This window comes from Pseudomonas wuhanensis, from assembly GCF_030687395.1.
In the GTDB taxonomy this organism is placed as follows: Bacteria; Pseudomonadota; Gammaproteobacteria; order Pseudomonadales; family Pseudomonadaceae; genus Aquipseudomonas; species Aquipseudomonas wuhanensis.
The window spans coordinates 91,014-112,123 of record NZ_CP117430.1; the positions used below are offsets into that span (position 1 = coordinate 91,014).

A 21,110-nucleotide genomic window follows, 5' to 3' on the forward strand; every position below is an offset into this window, starting at 1 on the left:
TGGCCGGTATCAATCGGCGGCGCTGATAACGCGGGATTTTGTCACCTGGGCTGGCGCAAAATGGCAAGTAAACGTGCTGCCGTGGCCCGGTACGCTGCTGATTTCCATACGAGCCCGGTGGCGCAGCAACACATGTTTGACGATGGCCAGCCCCAGCCCGGTGCCGCCGGTGTTGGAGTTGCGGCTGGAATCGACGCGGTAGAAGCGCTCAGTCAGGCGCGGCAAGTGTTTGCTGTCGATGCCGATCCCCGAATCCTGCACGCTCAGGTGTGCGCCTTGATCGTCACCCCACCAGCGAATGCGGATATTGCCCTCGGCCGGGGTGTATTTCACTGCGTTGAACACCAGGTTGGAGAACGCGCTGCGCAATTCGGCTTCGCTGCCCTTGAGCTGAATCGTCGGGTCGGCTTCCAGGGTGATGTGCTGATTTTTCTGACCGGAAAGCTGCTGAGCGTCGCTTTTGATCGATTGCAACAGGCTGTCGATGGATACCGGCTGGTTGTCCGAGGGGTAATCGGTGGCTTCCAGTTTGGCCAGCAGCAGCAAATCGTTGAGCAACGTCTGCATACGCCCCCCTTGCTGCTGCATCTGTTGCAGGGCACGGGTCCAGCGCGGATTCACTTCTTCGACGTTGTCGAGCAGGGTTTCCAGGTAGCCGCAGATCACCGTCAGCGGCGTGCGCAGCTCGTGGGACACGTTGGCGATGAAGTCTTTGCGCATCTGTTCCAGCTGATGGATACGCGTCACGTCGCGCACCAGCATCAAGTGTTCGTTGTTGCCGTAGCGGGTGATGTACAGCTGAATACGCAGGCGATCATTGATCGGCGAAGGAATTTCCAACGGCTCGGCATAGCTGTCCTGCTCGAAGTATTCCTTGAAGCGCGGATGGCGCACCAGATTGGTCACTGGCTGACCACTGTCCTGAGGGGTCTTGAGGCCCAGCAAGGTTTCGGCGGCGCGGTTCCACCATTCCAGGTTGCCGTCGCTGTCGAGCATGATCACCGCATCTTTCAGCGCAGCGGTGGATTCCTGGACCCGGTCGATCACTGCTTGCAGGCGCCCGCGCACCCGTTGGTCGCGGCGTTGCAGGTGGTAGATGCTGTCGAACACTTCGCCCCACAAGCCATAGCCGTCGGGTGGTGCTTCATCGGGTTGGTGCTGGCGCAGCCATTCATGCAAACGCAGCAACTGCTTGAGGGTCCATGCCAGGTAAAGGCCCAGGCCCACGGCGAGGCTCCAGCCGTAATAACCGGAAATCAGGCCAATCACCAGGCAGGCGGTGACCAGCAACAGCATGTGGCGAATCAGGGTGCCATGCCAGTTTTGGTTCACGGAAAAATGCGTCCTTGTCAGCGAGTCTGGCGGTCGGCTCAGGCCTTGGTGGAAAACCGGTAGCCGGTGCCGCGCACGGTTTGTACCAGATTTTCATAGGCATCGCCGAGGGCTTTGCGCAGGCGACGGATGTGCACATCGACCGTGCGCTCTTCGACATAGACATTGCCGCCCCAGACCTGATCCAGCAACTGGCCGCGAGTGTAGGCACGTTCCTGGTGGGTCATGAAAAATTGCAGCAAGCGGTACTCGGTCGGGCCCATCTCGGCGGGTTTGCCGTCGATGGTCACGCGGTGGCTGATCGGGTCAAGCAGCAGGCCACCGACTTCGATCGGCGCTTCGCCATCGGTCGGGCCGGCGCGGCGCAGCACGGCTTTCAGGCGCGCCACCAGCTCACGTGGGGAAAACGGTTTGGTGATGTAATCGTCGGCGCCGACTTCCAGCCCCTGGATCTTGTTGTCCTCTTCGCCCTTGGCGGTGAGCATGATGATCGGGATATCCCCGGTCAGCTCATCGCGCTTGAGACGGCGGGCCAGCTCGATGCCAGAGGTGCCGGGCAGCATCCAGTCGAGCAGGATCAGGTCCGGTTTACGGTCGACGATAATGGCATGGGCCTGCTGCGAGTTCTCTGCCTCCAGGCAGTCATAGCCGGCCATTTCCAACGCAACGGCGATCATTTCGCGAATGGGCGCTTCGTCGTCGACGATCAGAATGCTCCTGCCAACCATGCCTTAATCCTCTTGTCATTTAACTGTCTTGCGCCGCATTAGATAACGGAATTATTGCAGTCGTGTGACAGTATTTTAGCCGTCCTGCGATTGTCGTGATCCTGAACTAAGCTCTAAGTCCGAATCCTGACAACCACAAGAGGAAGGTTTCCATGACTCACATTGCTCAATCCTGGAAGGCCCTGCTGGTTACGGCTGCGTTAACGCTGCCGTCCCTGGCCTTTGCCGCCGATCCGGCCATGATGAAAGACGGCATGATGGTCGACCAGAAGGGTATGACCTTGTACACGTTTGATAAGGACAAAGAAGGCCAGTCGATGTGCACAGGTGAGTGTGCAACGATGTGGCCACCGTTGATGGCGCCGATGGATGCCAAGCCCACCGGAAAATGGATGCCGATCAAACGCGATGACGGCACGATGCAATGGGCGTATGAAGGCAAGCCAATGTATGGCTACAAAATGGACACGAAACCCGGGGATACCGCGGGTGACGGTAAAGGCGGCTTCTGGCACATGTATCGGCACTGATTGACTGCAAAAAGATTGCACCCGTAGCAGCTGGCGAAGCCTGCGTTCGGCTGCGGCAACTGCTACAGATCAATCGCAGTCAGCGCGACGCGTAATCCAGCACAATCCCGACGAAAATCGCCAACCCCGCCCAGTGATTGTGCAAAAACGCCTGGAAGCAGCGCATCCGGTCCTTGCTGCGGGTGTACCAGAACTCCCACGCAAAACAACCCGCCGCCGCCAGCAGCCCGAGGTGGAACCAGCCGCCGAGCTGGAATTTCGAACCCGCCAGCAGCAAGCACCCCAACGCCAAGCCCTGCAGGGTCAGAATGATCACCCTGTCGGCGTCGCCAAACAGAATCGCCGTGGATTTCACCCCGATCTTCAGGTCGTCATCGCGGTCGGTCATGGCGTAATAGGTGTCGTAGCCTACGGTCCACAGCAGGTTGGCGATCCACAGTAACCAGGCCGTCGCCGGCAGTTCACCGGTCTCGGCGGTGAACGCCATGGGCATGCCCCAGGAGAACGCCGCGCCCAGCACCACTTGCGGGTAATAGGTGTAGCGCTTCATGAATGGATAACTGGACGCCAGGGCCAAGCCGCCCAGCGACAGCCAGACAGTTGCCGCGTTGGTGCACAGCACCAGCAAAAAGCTCACGCCCATCAGCACCGCGAAGAACACCAGGGCTTCTTTCGAGCTGATCTTACCGCTCACCAGCGGCCGCTGCTCGGTGCGTTTGACGTGGCCATCGACCTTGCGGTCCGCCCAATCGTTGATCACGCAACCACCGGCGCGGGTCAGCACCACGCCGAGCACGAAGATCACGACATTGGCCAGTGACGGCGAACCCTCACCGGCAATCCACAGTGCCCACAACGTCGGCCACAGCAGCAGGTAAATGCCGATCGGCTTGTCCATGCGGGTCAGCTGAATGAAATCCCAGGACCGTGGATTCAAACGGTTCAGGGACTTGAGCAGGCTCTGGTACATCAGCAATTCTCCGGATGGGCGCGGGCGGCGCTCCACAAGGTCGGCAGGAAAATCTCGGCCACCAGTACGCTCAAGGCGCCGCGGTCGAAACGCGAACGCCGGCCCCACAGTTCAGGCGCCTGAGCCTCCACCGGCAACCATGCTTGAGGATAATGACAAACCTCGATGGCCCGACGCTGAAAGGCCTGGTCGCAAAACAGCAACTCGCCCAGAGAGCGACTGCCCAGCTCATCCATGTGCAACCCATCGCCCTGCAACGCGCTACGCGCCGCCACGCTGCGGGCAAACACCCAGGCTTCACCGTGGCCGCGCAGATACACTTCGCGCACCCAGCCTTCGCTGCCTTCGGTCAGTTCCAGCGCGGCACATTCGTCGGCGCGCAGCGATTGCCAGCCTTCGAACAGCGGCGTGACGCTGAAACCGTCATTCGACAAACGGGTCAGGCGTCGGGTCAGCGACCCTTCATCGAACAACCAATTGAGCGTAGACGTGTCGGGGAGGGGCGTCAGTTGGCTTTGTGGGAGCCAGAGCAGCGTCGGGGAGGGGGCTTTTGAGTGCGGCACAGTGAGTCATTATTGGCAGCAAATGAGGCGGCGAGCTTACCATGTCAGGCGGCGAGTTTGATTGATCCGGCCTGCCGTTGCGCCGAACAGGCTTGCATCTGTCGGGCCCGATCAGTACAAAACGCCCTGAGCCGGACGGCAGCGCTTCACCCATCGACCGTTCGCGCCGGCAAAAGCCTGAATCCTGAGGAAGTACCTGAATGAAAAAGTGGCAATGTGTGGTCTGCGGCCTGATCTATAACGAAGCCGAGGGCTGGCCGGACGACGGTATTGCGGCGGGCACACCATGGCAGGATGTGCCGGAAGACTGGCTGTGCCCGGACTGTGGCGTGGGCAAAATGGATTTCGAAATGATTGAAATCAACTAAGACAAGCAAGGAGCAAGGAATGAACGCACCTGTCGTGATCGTCGGCACTGGGCTGGCTGGCTACAACCTGGCCCGGGAGTTTCGCAAACTCGATGGCGAAACCCCGCTGCTGTTGATTACCGCAGATGACGGACGCTCCTACTCCAAACCGATGCTCTCCACCGGCTTCGGCAAGAATAAAGACGCCGATGGCCTGAGCATGGCCGAACCGGGTGCCATGGCCGAGCAATTGAAGGCCGAAGTGCGTACCCACACGCGCATCAGTGGCATCGATCCTGGCCACAAACGCCTGTGGATCGGCGAAGAGGCGGTGATCTACCGCGACCTGATCCTGGCCTGGGGCGCGGAAACCGTGCGGGCGCCGATCGAAGGCGACGCGGCCGATGCCGTTTTCCCGATCAACGACCTTGAAGACTACGCCCGCTTTCGCGCGGCGGCGGCCGGCAAGCATCGGGTGTTGCTGCTGGGCGCCGGATTGATCGGCTGCGAATTCGCAAACGACCTGATTCTCGGTGGTTACGAGGTGCAACTGGTTGCACCGTGTGAACAAGTCATGCCGACCTTGCTGCACCCGGCGGCGGCCGCTGCGGTCCAGGCCGGCCTGGAAAGCCTGGGCGCGCGCTTCCACCTCGGGCCGGTGCTCAATCGCCTGCAGCGAGTGGCTGACGGCCTGGAAGCACATCTGTCCGACGGCCAGGTCATCCCTTGCGATGTAGTGGTATCGGCCATCGGTCTGCGTCCGCGCATCGACCTGGCGGCTGCTGCCGGGGTGCAGGTCAATCGCGGCGTAGTGGTCGACCGTCACCTCAAAACTTCTCATGCCAACATCTACGCCTTGGGCGACTGCGCCGAGGTCGATGGGCTGAATTTGTTGTACGTCATGCCCCTCATGAGCTGTGCGAGAGCGCTGGCTCAGACCCTCGCCGGAAACCCCACCGCTGTGAGTTATGGCCCGATGCCGATCACCGTGAAAACCCCGGTCTGTCCATTGGTGGTTTCCCCGCCACCACGGGGCGCGGAGGGCGTCTGGACGGTGGAAGGGCAGGGCGCGGACATCAAGGTGCTGTGCCGCGACAGCGCCGGCAAATTGCTGGGCTATGCCCTGACAGGCGCGGCGGTGATGGAAAAACTCGCCCTGAACAAAGAGCTTCCGCCCCTGTTGGCGTAAATACCGGTCGTTCTGTCGGAATCACCCCCTTTTTGTCCCCACAAAGGTCGCGGGGAGACTGGCGCGGCTCTTAAGCGCGTGCCATCCTCACTCCCGTCTGCCGCAGAGTAGAGCACCTGCGGCGCCTTAGGCGCTGTTCCAACGAGAACAGCACGGACATAACAACAAAAAACCGTCAAAGGGGCTTCACTAATGCGCAAACCAGAACTCGCCGCTGCAATCGCGGAAAAAGCAGACCTCACCAAAGAACAGGCCAACCGCGTTCTCAACGCCGTTCTCGAAGAAATCACCGGCGCCCTGCACCGCAAAGACAGCGTGACGCTGGTGGGCTTCGGCACCTTCCTGCAACGCCATCGCGGTGCCCGTACCGGCAAAAACCCGCAAACCGGTGAGCCGGTGAAGATCAAGGCCAGCAACACTGTTGCGTTCAAGCCGGGCAAGTCGTTGAAGGACAGCGTTAATCCGTAACACGCACCGACTTCCCGCATAGCGGGTGAGCGGGATAAAAAATGGGCACGCCAACGAGGTTGGGTGCCCATTTTTTTGTGGGTGGCGGATTAGCTGACGCGGCTTTGTTTCCTGGCGAGAATCGCTGCTATTTCCGGCTCATTCAGGTGATCCAGCGCGCGCTCTACCAACAAATGCACCCCGTCGGCCATGCGGCTGAGCGCCAGGGCTACGGAGCGGCGTGAACCGTCCACGTCGTCGGCGAGGTCGGCGGCGATGGCGCTGATGGACAAGATATCTTCCGAGGCATTGGCGAGGAGGGCTTCAGTGTTGATGCCCGGGCAGACGCTGAAGAGCTGGCCTTTGCGTTTCGGTGGCTTTGGTTCGGCTGGCGGGAAGTGGTGGTCGAGGGCGCGTTCGGCGGCGTCGTTGAGTTTTTTTGAATCGGGGCTTTCGTATGGGGAGACCGGATCGGTGTCCGGTGGGTTAGGTGTAACTTTGAACATGATCTTCAATTCCTTGAGTGATGCTGACACCACTTCGCCGACTAAACGAAGGGGAGGCAGCTGTACGCAGGTTAGTCGGACCGGGGAATTGAAGAAGCCGGCGCACCCAAAGGTGCCCTACGCACAGCTACCATCAAATGCAGGTAGGAAATACCTGTCTGACGGACGCTTGTACAACTTCAATTACCAGCGGGCGACTAAACCCGACCACTGACGATCAGTGACACGAATCAAGTTACCGACCGGCCCCAAAGCGTACAAGCCGGCGGATTCTGGCGTAGCCGTAGGCAACGACGCAAGGTGTTGTAGCTTTCACGACGTTACCTACAAGGCTTTTAAACAAGCACTGTCAGGCATTGGCGTGGGACCGACTGGAAAACCATTTTTGATCAGGATTGGGGGCCGCACTGTGTTCGGCAGCAACTGACCGAGGGCGTCGTAGGTAAAGAAGCGATGGATTCCTAGAGGCCTCGGTCGTGGTCAGGATTTTTTCTCTAAATAGAACTTCAAATATTTTTTTGGCCTTTCTTGAAAGGCTCGTGCCTTACCGAAGCTATAAGCATCGTCAAAGTATTTATAGGCCTGTGAATAATCTTCCAATTCAAAGTAGACCATTCCCAGGTTGATCAGCGGCCCTGTATCGATATCTGACTCTCGGCCATCCAGGGTCTTTTGCGCCCAATCTTTAGCGGTCTCGAAGTCACCGTTGTCGAAGTGCAGGTTGAAAAAAGAACCTGTGACCCATGACGACAAAGGTGTCCATTCAAGTTTTGGCTCAGGAAGCAAGTCCCATGCTCTTTGGTACAAGGCTTGGGCTTCATCTTTTTGTTTTGCTCATCGAGCTCATTGCCCGACGCCATGATGGCCATTAACTCGTCTGCCAGTTTGGGATTTTCATTGGCTAAGTCTTTCATATGATAGTTCTGCATTTATGGTAGACGTCCTGCTTGATACTTGATCGCTGTAAATGGCGTCAGATTTCTAACAGCCTACTCTAAGGTTTCCACTGCAGTCTCTCCTTCAAAGGTTTGGACGGCCGTTCGATAAATGACCGTCCAGCTATCCTCTGACGATCTTTTAAGAATATGTTTTGAGCCAAACACGTATATGGTGTCGCCAAGTGAAATTTTTTCTTTTATATGCTGTGCTGAGGGTGAGACTAAAAATTGATGTAAGAAGACCATGGGTAGGCCCTGATGATATAACCAGGCTGGTTCGCCCACCCATACAGGTTTTTCATTCAAACACAGGAACTCATTTTCTAGACGTTCTGTTAGCCATTTCTTTTTATTTTTTGGGGCGCCTTGCTCGACGTATTCGTTGTAAAGACCCCTTGCAAAATCTTCTGCACCTTCGGCTTCCATCGACGCGGATTGCTTTTCTGCGATCTCCATCGCAGCGCCCCAGAAAATGTGAAAATCGGTCAACCCGCTCATGTTTTCTCCTGTAAAGCTTGCTTTACCATTGTCCAGTGGTTTTTATAACTTTTACCAAGTCCCATCCTGTATGGCGGTACTTGTCCATTGACTCATGCCCCCAAGGTGTTGCTTTAGTCAGGTTCCAATCCTCGTGAGCGACTTTCGATCCGGCGCGTTGAGGAATGTACTGGTGGTTCAGTTCCATCGACACATCTATTCGAGCTGTCTTGCCGACACGCCCGAGCTGTCGGTTCCTTGCACTGTTGCGGTAGCGGACCTCGACCCTCATTCTCGGTGCTTTACCGGCCGCCATCCGCGCCAGGTTTTTTGCGGAATACTTGCCTGGCGGTGCTTTACTTGCCGCTTTTTTCCAGTGGCCTTTCCTTGCAGTACCCCAACATTTCCATCCCCATGGATCCACCCAGGCAATCGGATTCGGCGCAAATTGGTATAGATTGAGATCCCCTTCCAACCCAATCGGATCCGGCGTCGTAAACCGCCCCACATCCGGATCATAAAACCTGAACGTATTGAAATGCAGCCCCGTCTCCCGGTCCAGGTACTGCCCCTGAAACCTCAGGTTCTGTTCTTCAATGTAATACGGCTCGCGCACCTCTTCTAATGTGTTGCCCCACACCCGATAAGTTGCATGCCAGACGTTGTGGCCGTCCGCCTCGGTGAGTTGTTCCGGCAGGCCATTGAGATCGTTGTGGTAGTAGCGGATTTTTTGCAGCGGGCCGGTGCCGTCGACGCGGGCCAGGGGTTCGTAACCTTCGTCTTCGTAGAGGTAAAGGCTGGTCTGCTGATGGCGATGTTCCTGCAACAGACGCAAGCCGTCCCAAGTGAAGCGGGTTTCTCCCAGTGGATAACCCTTGCTGTCGTGTTCGGTCTTGGCGATGCGCCGGCCCAGCGGATCGTAGGTCATCCTGACCACGCTGCCGTTTTCGTTACGCACTTCAATCAACCGGCTTTCGGCATCGTAACCGAAGCGTTGCAGGCCCCGTTTAGCACTGCGTTTTTCGATCATCCGGCCAAACGCGTCATATCGATAACGCTTGTCCTGATAGGTCAGCAGTTTGTTGTGCACCACCAGCCCGGCGCCGGGTTGTGGGCCGTCCAGCAGGTTGGCGGCGGCGTCGTAGGCGAAGGTTTCACGCTGGCCGTGCAGGCTGTCCTGGCTGGCGATGATGCGGCCGGTGGCGTCGTAGTGCAGCAGTTGGCGGTGTTGCGTGGCGGGTTGCTGGTCGAGTTTGCCGATCAGGTTGTCGGCGGGGTCGTACTCGAAATGCTTCTGCACGGCGGCCGCCATCAGCGATGGCTGGCTGGTGTGTCGGCGTTGGCGTGCGCGCAAGCGGCCGCTGCGGTCGTATTCGCTGCGGGTGCTGAGTTGGCCTTGGGTGCGCAGCACTTCGCGGTGCAGGCGATCGCGTTCGAAGTCGCTGATGACCTGGCCGTCGAGGTTGATCTGGTGCAGGTGGCCGCTGCCGTAGTACAGGCGGTTGATCCAGCGGTCGTCGGGCAGTTGGGTCTGGATCAGGTTGCCGAGTTCGTCGTAGTGGTGTTGCAGGCTGCCGGCGGCGCTGTGTTCGGCGAGCAACTGGCCGAGGGCGTCGTAGGCGAAGCTCAGGGCTTGTGCGTTGCCCTGGTGGTCGGTGAAGGTGATGGCGGTGAGCTGGTCCAGCGGGTCGTAGGTGTAGTCGGTGCGGCCATCGTCGGTGATTTTGGCGATCAGCCGGCCGACGGCGTCGCGTTCCAGTCGGTGAACGATGGGAGCGGGGGGCGACTCGGGAACGACGGCCAGGCCGTTGCCATAAGGCGCCGGAACAGCTGTCACCGCCGCGACGTTATCCAGCAGGTCATAGGTGTAGCGCTTGGCGCTGCCATCCAGATCCTGTTGTTCTGTCAGCCGATCTCCAGCGTCCCAGGCAAACCGATAACTCTCGCCGTTCTCATTGGTCAGCGCTTGCAGTCGCCCGTAGCGGTCATACCCAAACTGCACCTGTCGGCCGTGGGCGTCGGTGCGCTGACGCACCTGGCCGCGGCGGTTGTGTTGGTAGAGCGTGGTGTGCCCGGCCGGGTCGGTGTAGCCGATCAACTGGCCGCTGACGTCGCGCTGATACTGCTCGGTGCGCCCGTCCGGCAATTGGCTGCTGAGCAACCGGCCCTGGGCGTCGTAGCTGAATTGGGTGCGTTCGCCGAGGGCATCGGTGATGGTTTGCAGATAGCCTCGGTTGTCGTAGCTGAACCGCGTCGGGTAACCCGAGCAATCGATGTGTTCGATCAATTGGCCGAACGGGTTCCAGCGCAGTTTTTTGCTTTTGCCGGTGGCGTCGATGATCTCGACGACCTGGCCTTGGGTGTCGTAGCGGTAGCGGGTGATGTGGCCCAGCGGATCAGTCTCGGCGATGCAATTACCGCGCTGATCGTAGCGATATTGCCAGCTGTTGCCTGCAGCATCGGTTTCCACCAGCGGCAAGGCCCAGTGCTCGAGCCATAAGGTCGAGTCGCTGCGGCCCAGCGGGTCGGTTTCGCCGATCAGGTTGCCAGCGTCGTCGTAGCTGTATTCGTAGCGCCCGCCCTGCGGGTCGGTCGCGTTGAGCAATTGGCGCTCGTCGTTCCATTCGAACTGCCAGGTCTGGCCGAGGTTGTCGGTGTATTCGGTGATCTGGTGCTGGGTGTTCCAGCGTCGTGTGCTGATGCGCTGCAAACCATCGGTGATGCGCGTGACACCGGCCTTCAGGTCATAGTCGAACTGGTAAGTGTCGCCCTCGTCGGTCCAGTGCCCGACCACGCGCCATTCAAGGTCTTCAACCAACGCCCATTCATAAAAGCACCGCAGCCCCGTGGGCAACTGATGCTCGACCATCCGCCGTCCGGCGTCGTATCTGAAGCGCCGTTGCACCTGGCCGGTGGTGTCGCGCACTTCGGCCAGGTTGCCGGCTGCGTCGTAGCCATAGCTGACGAGCACTTCGCGATGCTGGTCGGGATACACGCGTTCCACCCGAGCCACGCGGTCGCGTTCCCGAATCAGTTCGATCTGTATCAGATCGAAGGTGTCCCGCAGGCGCGCCAACTGTCCGGTTTCGTCATAGTCGAGGTGGATGCGGTTGTCGTTTCGATCACCGAGCTGATTAAGGCGCAACAAGGACGGATTACCGGGTGTGACGTCGAACAGCCGATACAGCCCGTCATCGCTTTCAATCAGCAACTGCCCATTGTGGTGCCGCCGAACACTGAGCCCTTCACCGGCACTGAACACCGCGCCACCCAGAGGAATCGAGCCCATATCGATGCGCCGGCCCTGTTCATCGGTGTAGACCAGCGTTTCGCCGCCCTCCGGGTGAGGCAGGATTTCCACGCATACCTCATAGGACACACTCCAACCCGCCCCGAACAACCCGTCGCGTCGCTCGTCGCGGCTGTTGTAGAAGCGCTGCCAATCGATCGGCAAGACGCCCGGCAGCACGAAATCCAGCTCTTCATCACCCCCCAGCACCTTGGCCCCGGTGGCGGCATGCACCGGGTTCGATGAGCCCATGGCGGCGTTGGCCATGGCCCCCATCGCGCTGCTGACGGCCATCGACGTCGCGCCGCCGATCAGCATGCACGGCAATTTGCTGAAGAACTTGCCCTTGCCACCCTTGAGCATCAGCAACGCGGTGACCGCCAGGCCCACGCCCGGGGTCTTGCCGCTGCGGATCTCGCGCACCACCACCGAACCGCCGCCAATGGTCACGTTGGAGGAAATCAGCCCCGACGATACGACCTTGGCATCGCAGGTGCTGCGGTCGCCGCTGCGCACGGCGGGCTGGCCGTTGATGGTGACCTTGTCCGAGCCCTCGGCCATGAACTGCGGCGGCATCGGCGGATGCTTCATGCAGACGAGCAGGTCCAGTGGCTTGGGCACCGCGCCGGGCGCCGGGGTGGCAACGGTGGGGCGCCACATCTGGGAGAAGAAGCTTTCGGCCATGTCGAGGTAACTGGGCTCGGCTTCCGGCTCGGGTGCTTCCAGCTCGGTACCGGCCGGCGCGACATGGGACGGGATTGCCCCGGCGGCCCTGGCAGCAGGGATGTTATTGGTGAGGGTGTTGGTGGAGCCGGTGAGAATGTTCGCCTGCACCGTGGGCGGAAACAGCGCGTTGCTGAAACTCTCGCACAGGTTACTCAAGCCCTTGTCGGCCCCGGTCTTGCTCATGGCGAGGCCGACAATCGTGCCCACCACCAAGCCGAGCACGAAGCAGCCCAACCCCCCGGTGACGACCGTGATGCCCGTGGCTGCCACCACGGCCGCCGTCGCCACCGCGGTGATCGCGATGTTCGCTGCCACCTCCAGCACGCCGCCAAGAATGTCGGCCATCATCGAGGTGTGGTCGAGTGCATCGCCCAGGCGGGCGGCCCAGAGTGCGTCAGACATGCGGGATGTTAATCCGACGTAAGTGTCTGACGGCTGCGTAATCGTTGTGCGGGTTGCGCAATTCGATGCCTTCCATTGCACCTTTCTCCTTGTTGGTTACGGCATGCGCATTAGCGCAGTCCTCAGGCGTTTGATCAGCTTCGGATTCTTGAGGCAATCGGCCGGCCGTTTGTTACCGAGGGCGGGCACTTTCTGTTCGATCCACCACAACCCTTCCTCAAGCCCTCTTTTACCGTTGAGGACGACCGCCATATCGAGGTAACCATCCATTACTTTGGCCAGTGTGCGGGCGTTGTCGTCGAGATAGTCCTCTTCGTATAACCGCACAAACACATTCCAATCGGAATCGCCGGGGTATTCGTCTTCCAGTTGTTCCATCTTCTGCGCTCATTGGCCGGGTCAGAATCATGACCTGAAGATCAACCATAAAAGTAATCAAAAAACCGTTCGAAATTTTCTTTCCCCAGTAGGGGGCTGACTTCCTTTGTGAGTAATTTCACGAACTTGCTGGAAAGCTCGTCATCGTCGTTATAGATCTCAAATATTTCGAATTTTCCGTGGACAACCTCAATCAATTTTGCAAGAGCGAAAAAGAAATCAGCCAATGAGTCGGCAATTTTGAAAGGCAAAGCCACGTCATAGCTGGCAAATACAGGTGTACCCTCAATGTCGGTAACAGCGATGACAGGTTTACCACCTCCGATATCATCCATGAATACTACAAAACTGGCTGGCCAGCGTGGGTTGAGCTGCGACTTGTTTGAATTGCCATCCCACTTGTAGCCCACTTGGTCATCTTCAAGGGTGTTCAGATCAAAAAAACGTATCGGAGTCAAACCTGTCTCTATCTCAACACCCACAGGCTCGTAGTTGTCATAGAAAAAGTCAGTTTCGACAGAGCGTTCAAGCGTTTGCGGCCATGTGGCGTTGACTTGGCCATTCTTTTCGAAGCTGCCCTCTGACTGAAACTTCTTGTGGATACGGCGCAGCTCTATTAGTGCCTTTTCTAACGCGCTCATGTTCGTTATTCCGAATAAAAACTCAAGTGACGCATTTAGGCTTGCCAAGCGTTTAATGCAGTGAATCAAGCGCCTTTATAGCTATTACCAACCGCTGTGCATTAAACGCTGCTTTTTATCTTAGTGGTACAGGTAAACGTCGGGTTAAAGGCCGCAGACTCTCACGATCCGTCCACAGCCCCGGAAATACTTCAAATTTCAAATCGTCACGGTTAAGTCCAGTATCGAAATAGCGGCACAATCTGTCGCTCAAGTCGTCGTCCCCCCACATGTTGGTAAGCTCATACTGTTCAATAGCATCGCGATTTTTTGAAAGCTTCAGATCTTTTTGACGCACGGGTGCCAAGCTGTAATCGATAGCGCAGTCTTTGCCGGTATCGATCAGGTCGGCACCGCGGAAGGGGAATCCACCTTCAAAGTTAACGTGCGGTCTTAACCAGTAACGTTCGTGGTCTGACAGGACCAGTGGAGTCGTAGGTTGTAGCTTTTCGACGGCAAGTCGTTGGGTAACGACCTTCCCTACAAAACCGCTAAACAGAATTTTACTGTCGGCCAGCACGAGATCGCTCCAGATTCCATTCACGCTTCTCACGTCGTAAAAACGCATGACGGAATTTTTGATCATCTGGCCTACGGTATATAAATCGTCTCGCAGTTTGAGGCTGACTAAATCGCCTTCCTTCCAGGTTATGCGTTTGGCCATGGGGCTCACTCCATCTTAATAATCATTAACGAATCACTCATGAGCAACGGCCTCCTCTGCCTTTGCTGACCCCTTTAGCGGCGGCTTTGACTCTGGCTTTGTTGGCGGCTTTTATACGTTTATCCAAGGCTTTGCCTGCCGGTGTTTTGGCCAGATGTTTATCAGCAGCAGCAAGATATTCTTTTCTTCGCGCATTACCTTGGCCCACCGGATTCTGCGCGTTGGCGGTGCCGTCTTTTCCGCCTAACCCTTCATAAACGCGTTGCTCCAGCCCACGGGTAACGTCCTTTCCGTCCTGGCCGTATGCTGTATGCAGGACCTGAGGAGCTTGACCACCAAAGCGATCAAAACTCGATCCATAGCGATAGTTCAGCACGTCTGAACCCACCTGTTTACCTTGCATGCTGGCATAGCCGACATAGGCTTTACCGGTTGCTTTGTCGACGCCCAGATAGGTGATATGGGTTGCCGTAGTTGGACTGCCCGCCAGCCCCCATGCATCACTCCAACCCATCGGGTTGGGGCCATACTGATAGAGGTTCAGACCGCCGGCGAGCCCTATTGGATCAGGCGTAATGAACCGACCAATGTCAGGGTCGTAAAACCTGAACGTGTTGTAGTGCAGTCCGGTTTCCCGGTCCAGGTACTGCCCCTGAAACCGCAGGTTCTGCTCTTCTATATAGTACGGCTCACGAGTCTCCTTGGCGGTATTACCCCAGACTCGATAATTGGCCTGCCAGATGCAGTGCCCATCGTGTTCCGTGAGCTCCTGCGGCAACCCATTGGGGTCATTGTGGTAGTAACGGATTTTTTGCAGCGGGCCCATTCCGTCAACGCGCGCCAGCGCCTCGTAGCTGCCGTCTTCATAAAGGTACAGGCTAGTCTGGTTGTTTCGGTGCTCCTGAAACAGTTGCAAGCCGTCCCACACAAAACGAGTGGTGCCAAGCGGATAACCATTCTTGTCTTGTACGGTTTTTTCAATGCGCCGACCCAAGGGGTCATACGCCATCTTGACGATAGTTTCACCCGCCGCACTCTGATTTCGAACTTCGATCACACGGCTTTCGGCGTCGTACCTGAAGCGCTGAACCCCTCGGCTGCCACTACGTTTTTCGATCAGTCGACCGAAACTATCGTAGCGGTAGCGTTTGTCCTGATAGGTCAACAATTTGTTATGTACTACCAGACCTGCCCCCGGTTGCGGGCCGTCCAATAAATTGGCCGCCGCATCATAGGCATAGATTTCATGCTGCCCTTGAATGTTGTCTTGGCTGGCGATGATTCGGTCGGTAGCGTCGTAATGCAAAAACTGTCGATGCGCAGTGCCTGCTTTTTGTCCGAGGCGCGCAATCAGGTTGTCGCTGGGGTCATAGTCGAAGTGTGTTTGTGTCGCTCCAGGTAATTGTCGCGGCTGGCTATTCGGGCGCCGCACGTATGAACGCAGGCGCCCGCCGCGATCATATTCAGTTCTGGTATTGATTTGGCCCTGTGTGCGAAATACCTCACGGTGCAGGCGATCACGTTCGAAGTCACTGATGACCTGGCCGTCGAGGTTGATCTGGTGCAGATGACCACTGCCGTAATACAGCCGATTGATCCAGCGGCCGTCGGGCAGTTGGGTCTGGATCAGATTACCGAGTTCATCGTAGCGATGTTTTAAACTGCCGCCCAAACTTTGTTCTTCGAGTGGCTGGCCCAGAGCGTCATATACAAAACCGAGTTTTTGTTCGCGGCCCTGGGTGTCTCTGAAAGTGATCGCGATCAGTTGATCCAACGGATCGTAAGTGTAATCAGTGCGGCCATCGTCAGTTATCTTGGCAACCAGACGCCCAACCGCATCTCGCTCCAGGCGGTGGACGATAGGCTTTTCGGGCGTTTCCGAGACAACAGCAAGCCCGTCACCATATTGCGTAGGCAACGAGACTACGCGGGTAATGCTGTTCAGAACGTCGTAATCATAGCGATGGGCGCTTCCATCGAGATCCTGTTGTTCAGTCAGACGGTCGCTGGCATCCCAGGTAAACCGATAATTTTCGCCGTTTTCATTAGTCAGAGCTTGTAGCCGCCCGTAACTGTCATAACTGAATTGCACCTGCCGGCCATGGGCATCCGTACGTTGACGAATTCGACCCCGAAGGTTGTATTGGTAATGAGTGGTATGACCTGATGGGTCGGTATGTTCCGTCAATTGACCACTGGCGTTACGTTGATAATGTTCAAAGCGACCATCGGGAAGTTGGCGGCTGAGCAACCGGCCCACTGTGTCATATGTGAAGGTTGTACGCTCCCCGAGTGGGTCGGTGATGACCTGAAGGTAGCCACGATTGTCATAGCCATACCGCGTCGGATAACCCGAGCAATCGATGTGTTCGACCAGTTGGCCGAACGGGTTCCAGCGCAGCTTTTTGCTTTTGCCGGTGGCGTCGATGATCTCGACGACCTGGCCGTGGGCGTCGTAGCGGTAGCGGGTGACATGGCCCAGTGGATCGGTTTCGGCGATGCAGTTGCCGCGTTGATCGTAGCGATATTGCCAGCTGTTGCCGGCGGCATCGGTTTCCACCAGCGGCAAGGCCCAGTGCTCGAGCCATAAGGTCGAGTCGCTGCGGCCCAGCGGGTCGGTTTCGCCGATCAGGTTGCCGGCGTCGTCGTAGCTGTATTCGTAGCGCCCGCCCTGCGGGTCGGTGGCGTTGAGCAATTGGCGTTCGTCGTTCCACTCGAACAGCCAGGTCTGGCCGAGGTTGTCGGTGTATTCGGTGATCTGGTGCTGGGTGTTCCAGCGCCGTGTGCTGACGCGTTGCAGACCATCGGTGATGCGCGTGACACCGGCGACGAGGTCATAGTCGAACTGGTAAGCGTCGCCCTCATCGGTCCAGTGCCCGACCACGCGCCATTCCTTTTCCTCGATGCAAGCCCACTGATAAAAACAGCGAAGGCCTGTGGGCAACTGATGCTCAGTCATCCGCCGCTCGCTGTCGTAAACGAAGCGGCGCTGTACCTGGCCTGCGGTATCGCGAACTTCTGTCAGGTTGCCTGACGGATCGTAGCCATAACTCACCAACACTTCACGGCGCTGGTCCGGGTAGACCCGCTCCACCTGACTGACTCGTGTCTGAAGGTAGATCAATTCCACCTGAACCAAGTCAAAGGTGTCGCGCAGTTTTACAAGGCGTCCGGCGTCGTCATAGTCGAGGTGAACCCGGTTGTCATTGCGATCACCCAGCTGGCTAAGACGCAATGCCGATGAGTTCCCAGGTGTTGCATCGAACAGTCGATACAGTCCGCTATCGCTTTCAATCAACAACTGCCCGTTAACGTGGCGTCGAACACTAAGCCCCTCACCCGCACTGAACACCGCGCCGCCCAGGGGGATCGAGCCCATGTCGATGCGCCGGCCCTGTTCATCGGTATACACCAGCGTTTCGCCGCCCTCCGGGTGAGGCAGGATTTCCACGCATACCTCATAGGACACACTCCAACCCGCCCCGAACAACCCGTCGCGGCGTTCGTCACGGCTGTTGTAGAAGCGCTGCCAATCGATCGGCAAGACGCCCGGCAGCACGAAATCCAGCTCTTCATCACCCCCCAGCACCTTGGCCCCGGTCGCGGCATGCACCGGGTTCGACGAGCCCATGGCGGCGTTGGCCATGGCGCCCATCGCGCTGCTGACGGCCATCGACGTCGCGCCGCCGATCAGCATGCACGGCAATTTGCTGAAGAACTTCCCCTTGCCGCCCTTGAGCATCAGCAGCGCGGTGACCGCCAGCCCCACGCCCGGGGTCTTGCCGCTGCGGATCTCGCGCACCACCACCGAACCGCCGCCAATGGTCACGTTGGAGGAAATCAGCCCCGACGATACGACCTTGGCATCGCAGGTGCTGCGGTCGCCGCTGCGCACGGCGGGCTGGCCGTTGATGGTGACCTTGTCCGAGCCCTCGGCCATGAACTGCGGCGGCATCGGCGGATGCTTCATGCAGACGAGCAGGTCCAGCGGCTTGGGCACGGCGCCGGGCGCGGGGGTGGCGACGGTGGGGCGCCACATCTGGGAGAAGAAGCTTTCGGCCATGTCGAGGTAACTGGGCTCGGCTTCCGGCTCGGGTGCTTCCAGCTCGGTACCGGCCGGCGCGACATGGGACGGGATCGCCCCGGCGGCCCTGGCAGCAGGGATGTTATTGGTGAGGGTGTTGGTGGAGCCGGTGAGAATGTTCGCCTGCACCGTGGGCGGAAACAGCGCGTTGCTGAAACTCTCGCACAGGTTACTCAAGCCCTTGTCGGCCCCGGTCTTGCTCATGGCGAGGCCCACGATCGTGCCCACCACCAAGCCGAGCACGAAGCAGCCCAACCCCCCGGTGACGACCGTGATGCCTGTGGCTGCCACCACGGCGGCGGTGGCCAGCGCGGTAATCGCGATGTTGGCTGCCACCTCGAGCACACCGCCGAGGATGTCGGCCATCATCGAGGTATGGTTGAGTGCATCACCCAGCCGGGCGGCCCAGAGCGCGTCAGACATGCAGGGTGCTCATCAGGCCGGAACGTCGAACAGCAACGAACTCTTGATGGTCGCCCAATGCGCGGCTTCGGCATCGCCGAGTTTTTCCGCCTTCACGTAGCTCAGGGCGAGCATTTTGCGGGTGCCGGGCAACACCAGTGCCAACTGGTATTGGAAGACTTTGTCGTTGCCCTTGTTGAACTGGCTGCGCAACTCGATGCCTTCGACTTCCTGGCCGGCGCCCAGGCGCACGGCGACGCCCGGTTGAAAGCGCAAGTCTTGCACTTGTTTTTCCAGGCGCTTGAGCTGGTCGTCGAAGTTGCTTTGCAGGGTTTCGCCCTCGGCCAGCAAGCTGCGGCTGACAATCAGCGAAGTGCCCAGTTCAGGGAACTTGAGGATGTTGATCGACGCGTCTTGCAGTTCGCCTGCCGGCAGTTGGAACTGGAATTCATTGATTCGGTAAGTCATGGAACACAGATCTCGTGATTAGCCCTTGGGCTTAGGAAACGCGGCATTGATGTTGGCGTCGATGCTGGCCTTGACGCCCTGGCCATCAGGCGTGGCGCCAGCGCCGCCGCCATTGTTCAGGTGCAGCACGCCGCCGGTGTTGATCTCGGCATCACCGCTGGCATAGAAGCTGATTTGCACGCCGGTCAGGTTGATCTGGCCGCTGGCATTGAGCTCCAGGATGCTTTCACCACAGACCAGCCGCAGGTTCTCACCCACTTCGATGACGTAGCTCTGGCTGATGCTGTCGGTCTTGCGCTGGCCCACCGACAGAATGTCTTCCTGCTTGACGATGCGCAGCCGATTGTTGCCGATGGTCACCGTCTCGTTATGTCCGATGCTTTTGTTGCGGTCGTGGCCCACCGAGTGGCTTTCATCCACTTCCACCACGATGTCCTGATTGCGCTCGGCATGGATGTACAACTGCTCGGCGCCTTTTTTGTCTTCCATGCGGATTTCGTTGAAGTTCGCCGGTGTGCCGCCCTTGCTCGAACGGCTTTTCATGCCGCTCTGGGTGGCGTTTTCCGGCAAGTCGTAGGGCACAGTTTGTTCCGCGTTGTAGACACGGCCGGTGATGATCGGCCGGTCCGGGTCGCCTTCGAGGAAACTGACGATCACTTCCTGGCCGATCCGCGGGATCTGCATCGAGCCCCAGTTTTTTCCGGCCCAGGATTGCGACACGCGAATCCAGCACGAACTGTTTTCGTTGGACTGGTCGTGACGGTCCCAATAGAAATGCACCTTCACCCGGCCGAACTGGTCGGTCCAGATTTCCTCGCCCTTGGGGCCGACCACCAGTGCAGTCTGCGGGCCTTTGACGATAGGCCGGTGGGTGTTGGGCAGGGGGCGGTAGCTTTGTTGTGCGTCGATGCAGGTCAGGCTGCTTTCGAACTGCGCCGAAGCGGCGATGCCACCGGTTTCCCCGCTTTCCTGAGAGATGTAGTAGCGGGCGCTGGCGATCAGGTATTCGCGGTTCTGGTCCTGGCGGGTGAAGCCCGTGAGGCTGAACAAATGACCCGATCCCAGGCCCCGGGCGTTGCCGGCGAACTCGACCTGTTCGTGCAACGTCTGCAAGGCTTCGATGCGGGTGCGGGCGTAATGTTCGCCGTCTGCGCTTTGCACATAGGTGCCGGGATAGTCATACAGCGGATAGTCGCCGGCGGTGTGCGGACGAGGCATGGCCGAGCGCACGTCAATTCGCGCGCTGGGGCGCTGGAAGTCATAGTCGTTGAGTTCCAGCGAACCCGGCTGGACTTCCTGGGCCAGGTGCCAATCGTGGATGTGATCGCGTTCGCGCTGTTGTTCATTTTTGGGGTAGTAGGGCACCGAAGCGTAGCCGGGCACGCTGGTGTGGGCGCCGTAGGCATCGGCCAGCACCAGCACGTGACGACCCTGTTCATGGCGGAAGAAGTAGTAGATCCCTTCCTGCTCCATCAGGCGGCTGACGAAATCGAAGCTGGTTTCGCGATACTGCACGCAGTATTCCCACTCACGATAGGGCCGGCTCAGGGCATCTTCGAAATCGGAAAAACCCAGGTCGCGAAAAACCTGTTTGATGATCTGCGGGATGGTCAGGTTCTGGAAAATCCGGCAATCGGATGTGCGGGTCAGCAGCCATAGCCAGGGCCGCAGCGTGGCCTGGTAACTGGCGAACTGGCCCTGGTCGACGTTCTGGCTGCAACGGGCAACGATGCCATGGAAATAGCGCTCGCCACCGCCATCCAGTTGCAGGCTCAGGCACATGGGTTTGCCCAACAACTGGTTGAGGTCGATGGCGTTGTCCAGCGAGTGCAGTTGCAGCTCATAGTTGAACAGCCGCCCCAGCTCTTCGCCGCCGCCCATGTCCTTGAGCAACAGCACATCCGGCCCCAGGGGACTGGTGATTTTTGCCAGGCGTGAGAGTTGCTTGAATAGCATCAGTTATCCCGTAAACGTTGTAATCGCCGCGCCG

The 21,110-nt window shown here is 58.4% G+C and carries 18 protein-coding genes; 4 read left to right on the forward strand and 14 right to left on the reverse strand.

Annotation, left to right across the window (positions count from 1 at the left end):
- Positions 1 to 9 precede the first annotated feature (9 nt).
- The gene (phoR, locus tag PSH88_RS00405) at positions 10 to 1,296 is read right to left on the reverse strand and encodes a phosphate regulon sensor histidine kinase PhoR (protein WP_305483578.1); all 1,287 of its coding nucleotides are present in this window, start codon (positions 1,294 to 1,296) and stop codon (positions 10 to 12) included.
- Positions 1,297 to 1,370: 74 nt separating this feature from the next.
- Positions 1,371 to 2,060 (reverse strand): phosphate regulon transcriptional regulator PhoB, encoded by a 690-nt coding sequence (gene phoB, locus PSH88_RS00410; protein WP_007896474.1) that lies wholly within the window; start codon positions 2,058 to 2,060, stop codon positions 1,371 to 1,373.
- Between the two features lie 152 nt (positions 2,061 to 2,212).
- Between phoB and PSH88_RS00415 the strand changes: the two genes are divergently transcribed.
- A complete protein-coding gene (locus PSH88_RS00415; RefSeq protein ID WP_305424451.1) occupies positions 2,213 to 2,590 on the forward strand; it encodes a COG4315 family predicted lipoprotein in 378 nt (125 codons plus the stop codon).
- 79 nt (positions 2,591 to 2,669) lie between these two features.
- Here PSH88_RS00415 and ubiA read toward each other — a convergent pair whose 3' ends face one another.
- Entirely contained in the window at positions 2,670 to 3,560 is an 891-nt protein-coding gene (ubiA, locus tag PSH88_RS00420; RefSeq protein WP_305424452.1) for a 4-hydroxybenzoate octaprenyltransferase, read from the reverse strand.
- Positions 3,560 to 4,123, reverse strand: a complete 564-nt coding sequence (locus PSH88_RS00425) for a chorismate--pyruvate lyase family protein (protein WP_305424453.1) — start codon at positions 4,121 to 4,123, stop codon at positions 3,560 to 3,562. Before PSH88_RS00425 ends, ubiA begins: the two co-directional genes overlap by 1 nt.
- A 200-nt stretch (positions 4,124 to 4,323) precedes the next feature.
- Here PSH88_RS00425 and PSH88_RS00430 point away from each other — a divergent pair, with 200 nt between their 5' ends.
- From PSH88_RS00430 to PSH88_RS00440, 3 genes are all read left to right on the forward strand, one after another.
- Positions 4,324 to 4,491: a rubredoxin gene (locus PSH88_RS00430; RefSeq protein WP_007896465.1), complete on the forward strand. Its 168-nt coding sequence runs from the start codon at positions 4,324 to 4,326 to the stop codon at positions 4,489 to 4,491.
- A gap of 19 nt (positions 4,492 to 4,510) precedes the next feature.
- The gene (locus PSH88_RS00435) at positions 4,511 to 5,659 is read left to right on the forward strand and encodes an NAD(P)/FAD-dependent oxidoreductase (RefSeq protein ID WP_305424454.1); all 1,149 of its coding nucleotides are present in this window, start codon (positions 4,511 to 4,513) and stop codon (positions 5,657 to 5,659) included.
- A gap of 192 nt (positions 5,660 to 5,851) precedes the next feature.
- Positions 5,852 to 6,127, forward strand: coding sequence for an HU family DNA-binding protein (locus tag PSH88_RS00440; RefSeq protein WP_003213368.1), 276 nt, complete (start codon positions 5,852 to 5,854; stop codon positions 6,125 to 6,127).
- Positions 6,128 to 6,216: 89 nt separating this feature from the next.
- On the opposite strand, the gene PSH88_RS00445 is transcribed toward PSH88_RS00440, so the two are convergent.
- The 10 genes from PSH88_RS00445 to PSH88_RS00490 form a co-directional block, all read right to left on the reverse strand.
- On the reverse strand, positions 6,217 to 6,612 hold the full coding sequence (locus PSH88_RS00445) for a DUF6124 family protein (RefSeq protein ID WP_305424455.1): 396 nt from the start codon (positions 6,610 to 6,612) through the stop codon (positions 6,217 to 6,219).
- Positions 6,613 to 7,092: 480 nt separating this feature from the next.
- Positions 7,093 to 7,398, reverse strand: a complete 306-nt coding sequence (locus tag PSH88_RS00450; RefSeq protein ID WP_305424456.1) for a tetratricopeptide repeat protein — start codon at positions 7,396 to 7,398, stop codon at positions 7,093 to 7,095.
- Between the two features lie 203 nt (positions 7,399 to 7,601).
- Positions 7,602 to 8,048 (reverse strand): hypothetical protein, encoded by a 447-nt coding sequence (locus PSH88_RS00455; RefSeq protein ID WP_305424457.1) that lies wholly within the window; start codon positions 8,046 to 8,048, stop codon positions 7,602 to 7,604.
- Between the two features lie 22 nt (positions 8,049 to 8,070).
- Positions 8,071 to 12,444 carry an RHS repeat-associated core domain-containing protein gene (locus PSH88_RS00460; RefSeq protein ID WP_305483442.1) on the reverse strand — a complete coding sequence of 1,458 codons (4,374 nt, stop codon included), beginning with the start codon at positions 12,442 to 12,444 and terminating at the stop codon, positions 8,071 to 8,073.
- 96 nt (positions 12,445 to 12,540) lie between these two features.
- Positions 12,541 to 12,822, reverse strand: a complete 282-nt coding sequence (locus PSH88_RS00465) for a hypothetical protein (RefSeq protein WP_305424458.1) — start codon at positions 12,820 to 12,822, stop codon at positions 12,541 to 12,543.
- A gap of 41 nt (positions 12,823 to 12,863) precedes the next feature.
- Positions 12,864 to 13,463 carry a hypothetical protein gene (locus PSH88_RS00470; protein ID WP_086946469.1) on the reverse strand — a complete coding sequence of 200 codons (600 nt, stop codon included), beginning with the start codon at positions 13,461 to 13,463 and terminating at the stop codon, positions 12,864 to 12,866.
- A 115-nt stretch (positions 13,464 to 13,578) separates the two neighbouring features.
- On the reverse strand, positions 13,579 to 14,166 hold the full coding sequence (locus tag PSH88_RS00475; RefSeq protein WP_305424459.1) for a hypothetical protein: 588 nt from the start codon (positions 14,164 to 14,166) through the stop codon (positions 13,579 to 13,581).
- A gap of 37 nt (positions 14,167 to 14,203) precedes the next feature.
- Positions 14,204 to 18,673 carry an RHS repeat-associated core domain-containing protein gene (locus tag PSH88_RS00480; protein WP_305483443.1) on the reverse strand — a complete coding sequence of 1,490 codons (4,470 nt, stop codon included), beginning with the start codon at positions 18,671 to 18,673 and terminating at the stop codon, positions 14,204 to 14,206.
- A gap of 12 nt (positions 18,674 to 18,685) precedes the next feature.
- Positions 18,686 to 19,120, reverse strand: a complete 435-nt coding sequence (locus tag PSH88_RS00485) for a DcrB-related protein (protein ID WP_305424460.1) — start codon at positions 19,118 to 19,120, stop codon at positions 18,686 to 18,688.
- Between the two features lie 18 nt (positions 19,121 to 19,138).
- Positions 19,139 to 21,076 carry a type VI secretion system Vgr family protein gene (locus tag PSH88_RS00490; protein WP_305424461.1) on the reverse strand — a complete coding sequence of 646 codons (1,938 nt, stop codon included), beginning with the start codon at positions 21,074 to 21,076 and terminating at the stop codon, positions 19,139 to 19,141.
- Between the last annotated feature and the right edge of the window lie 34 nt (positions 21,077 to 21,110).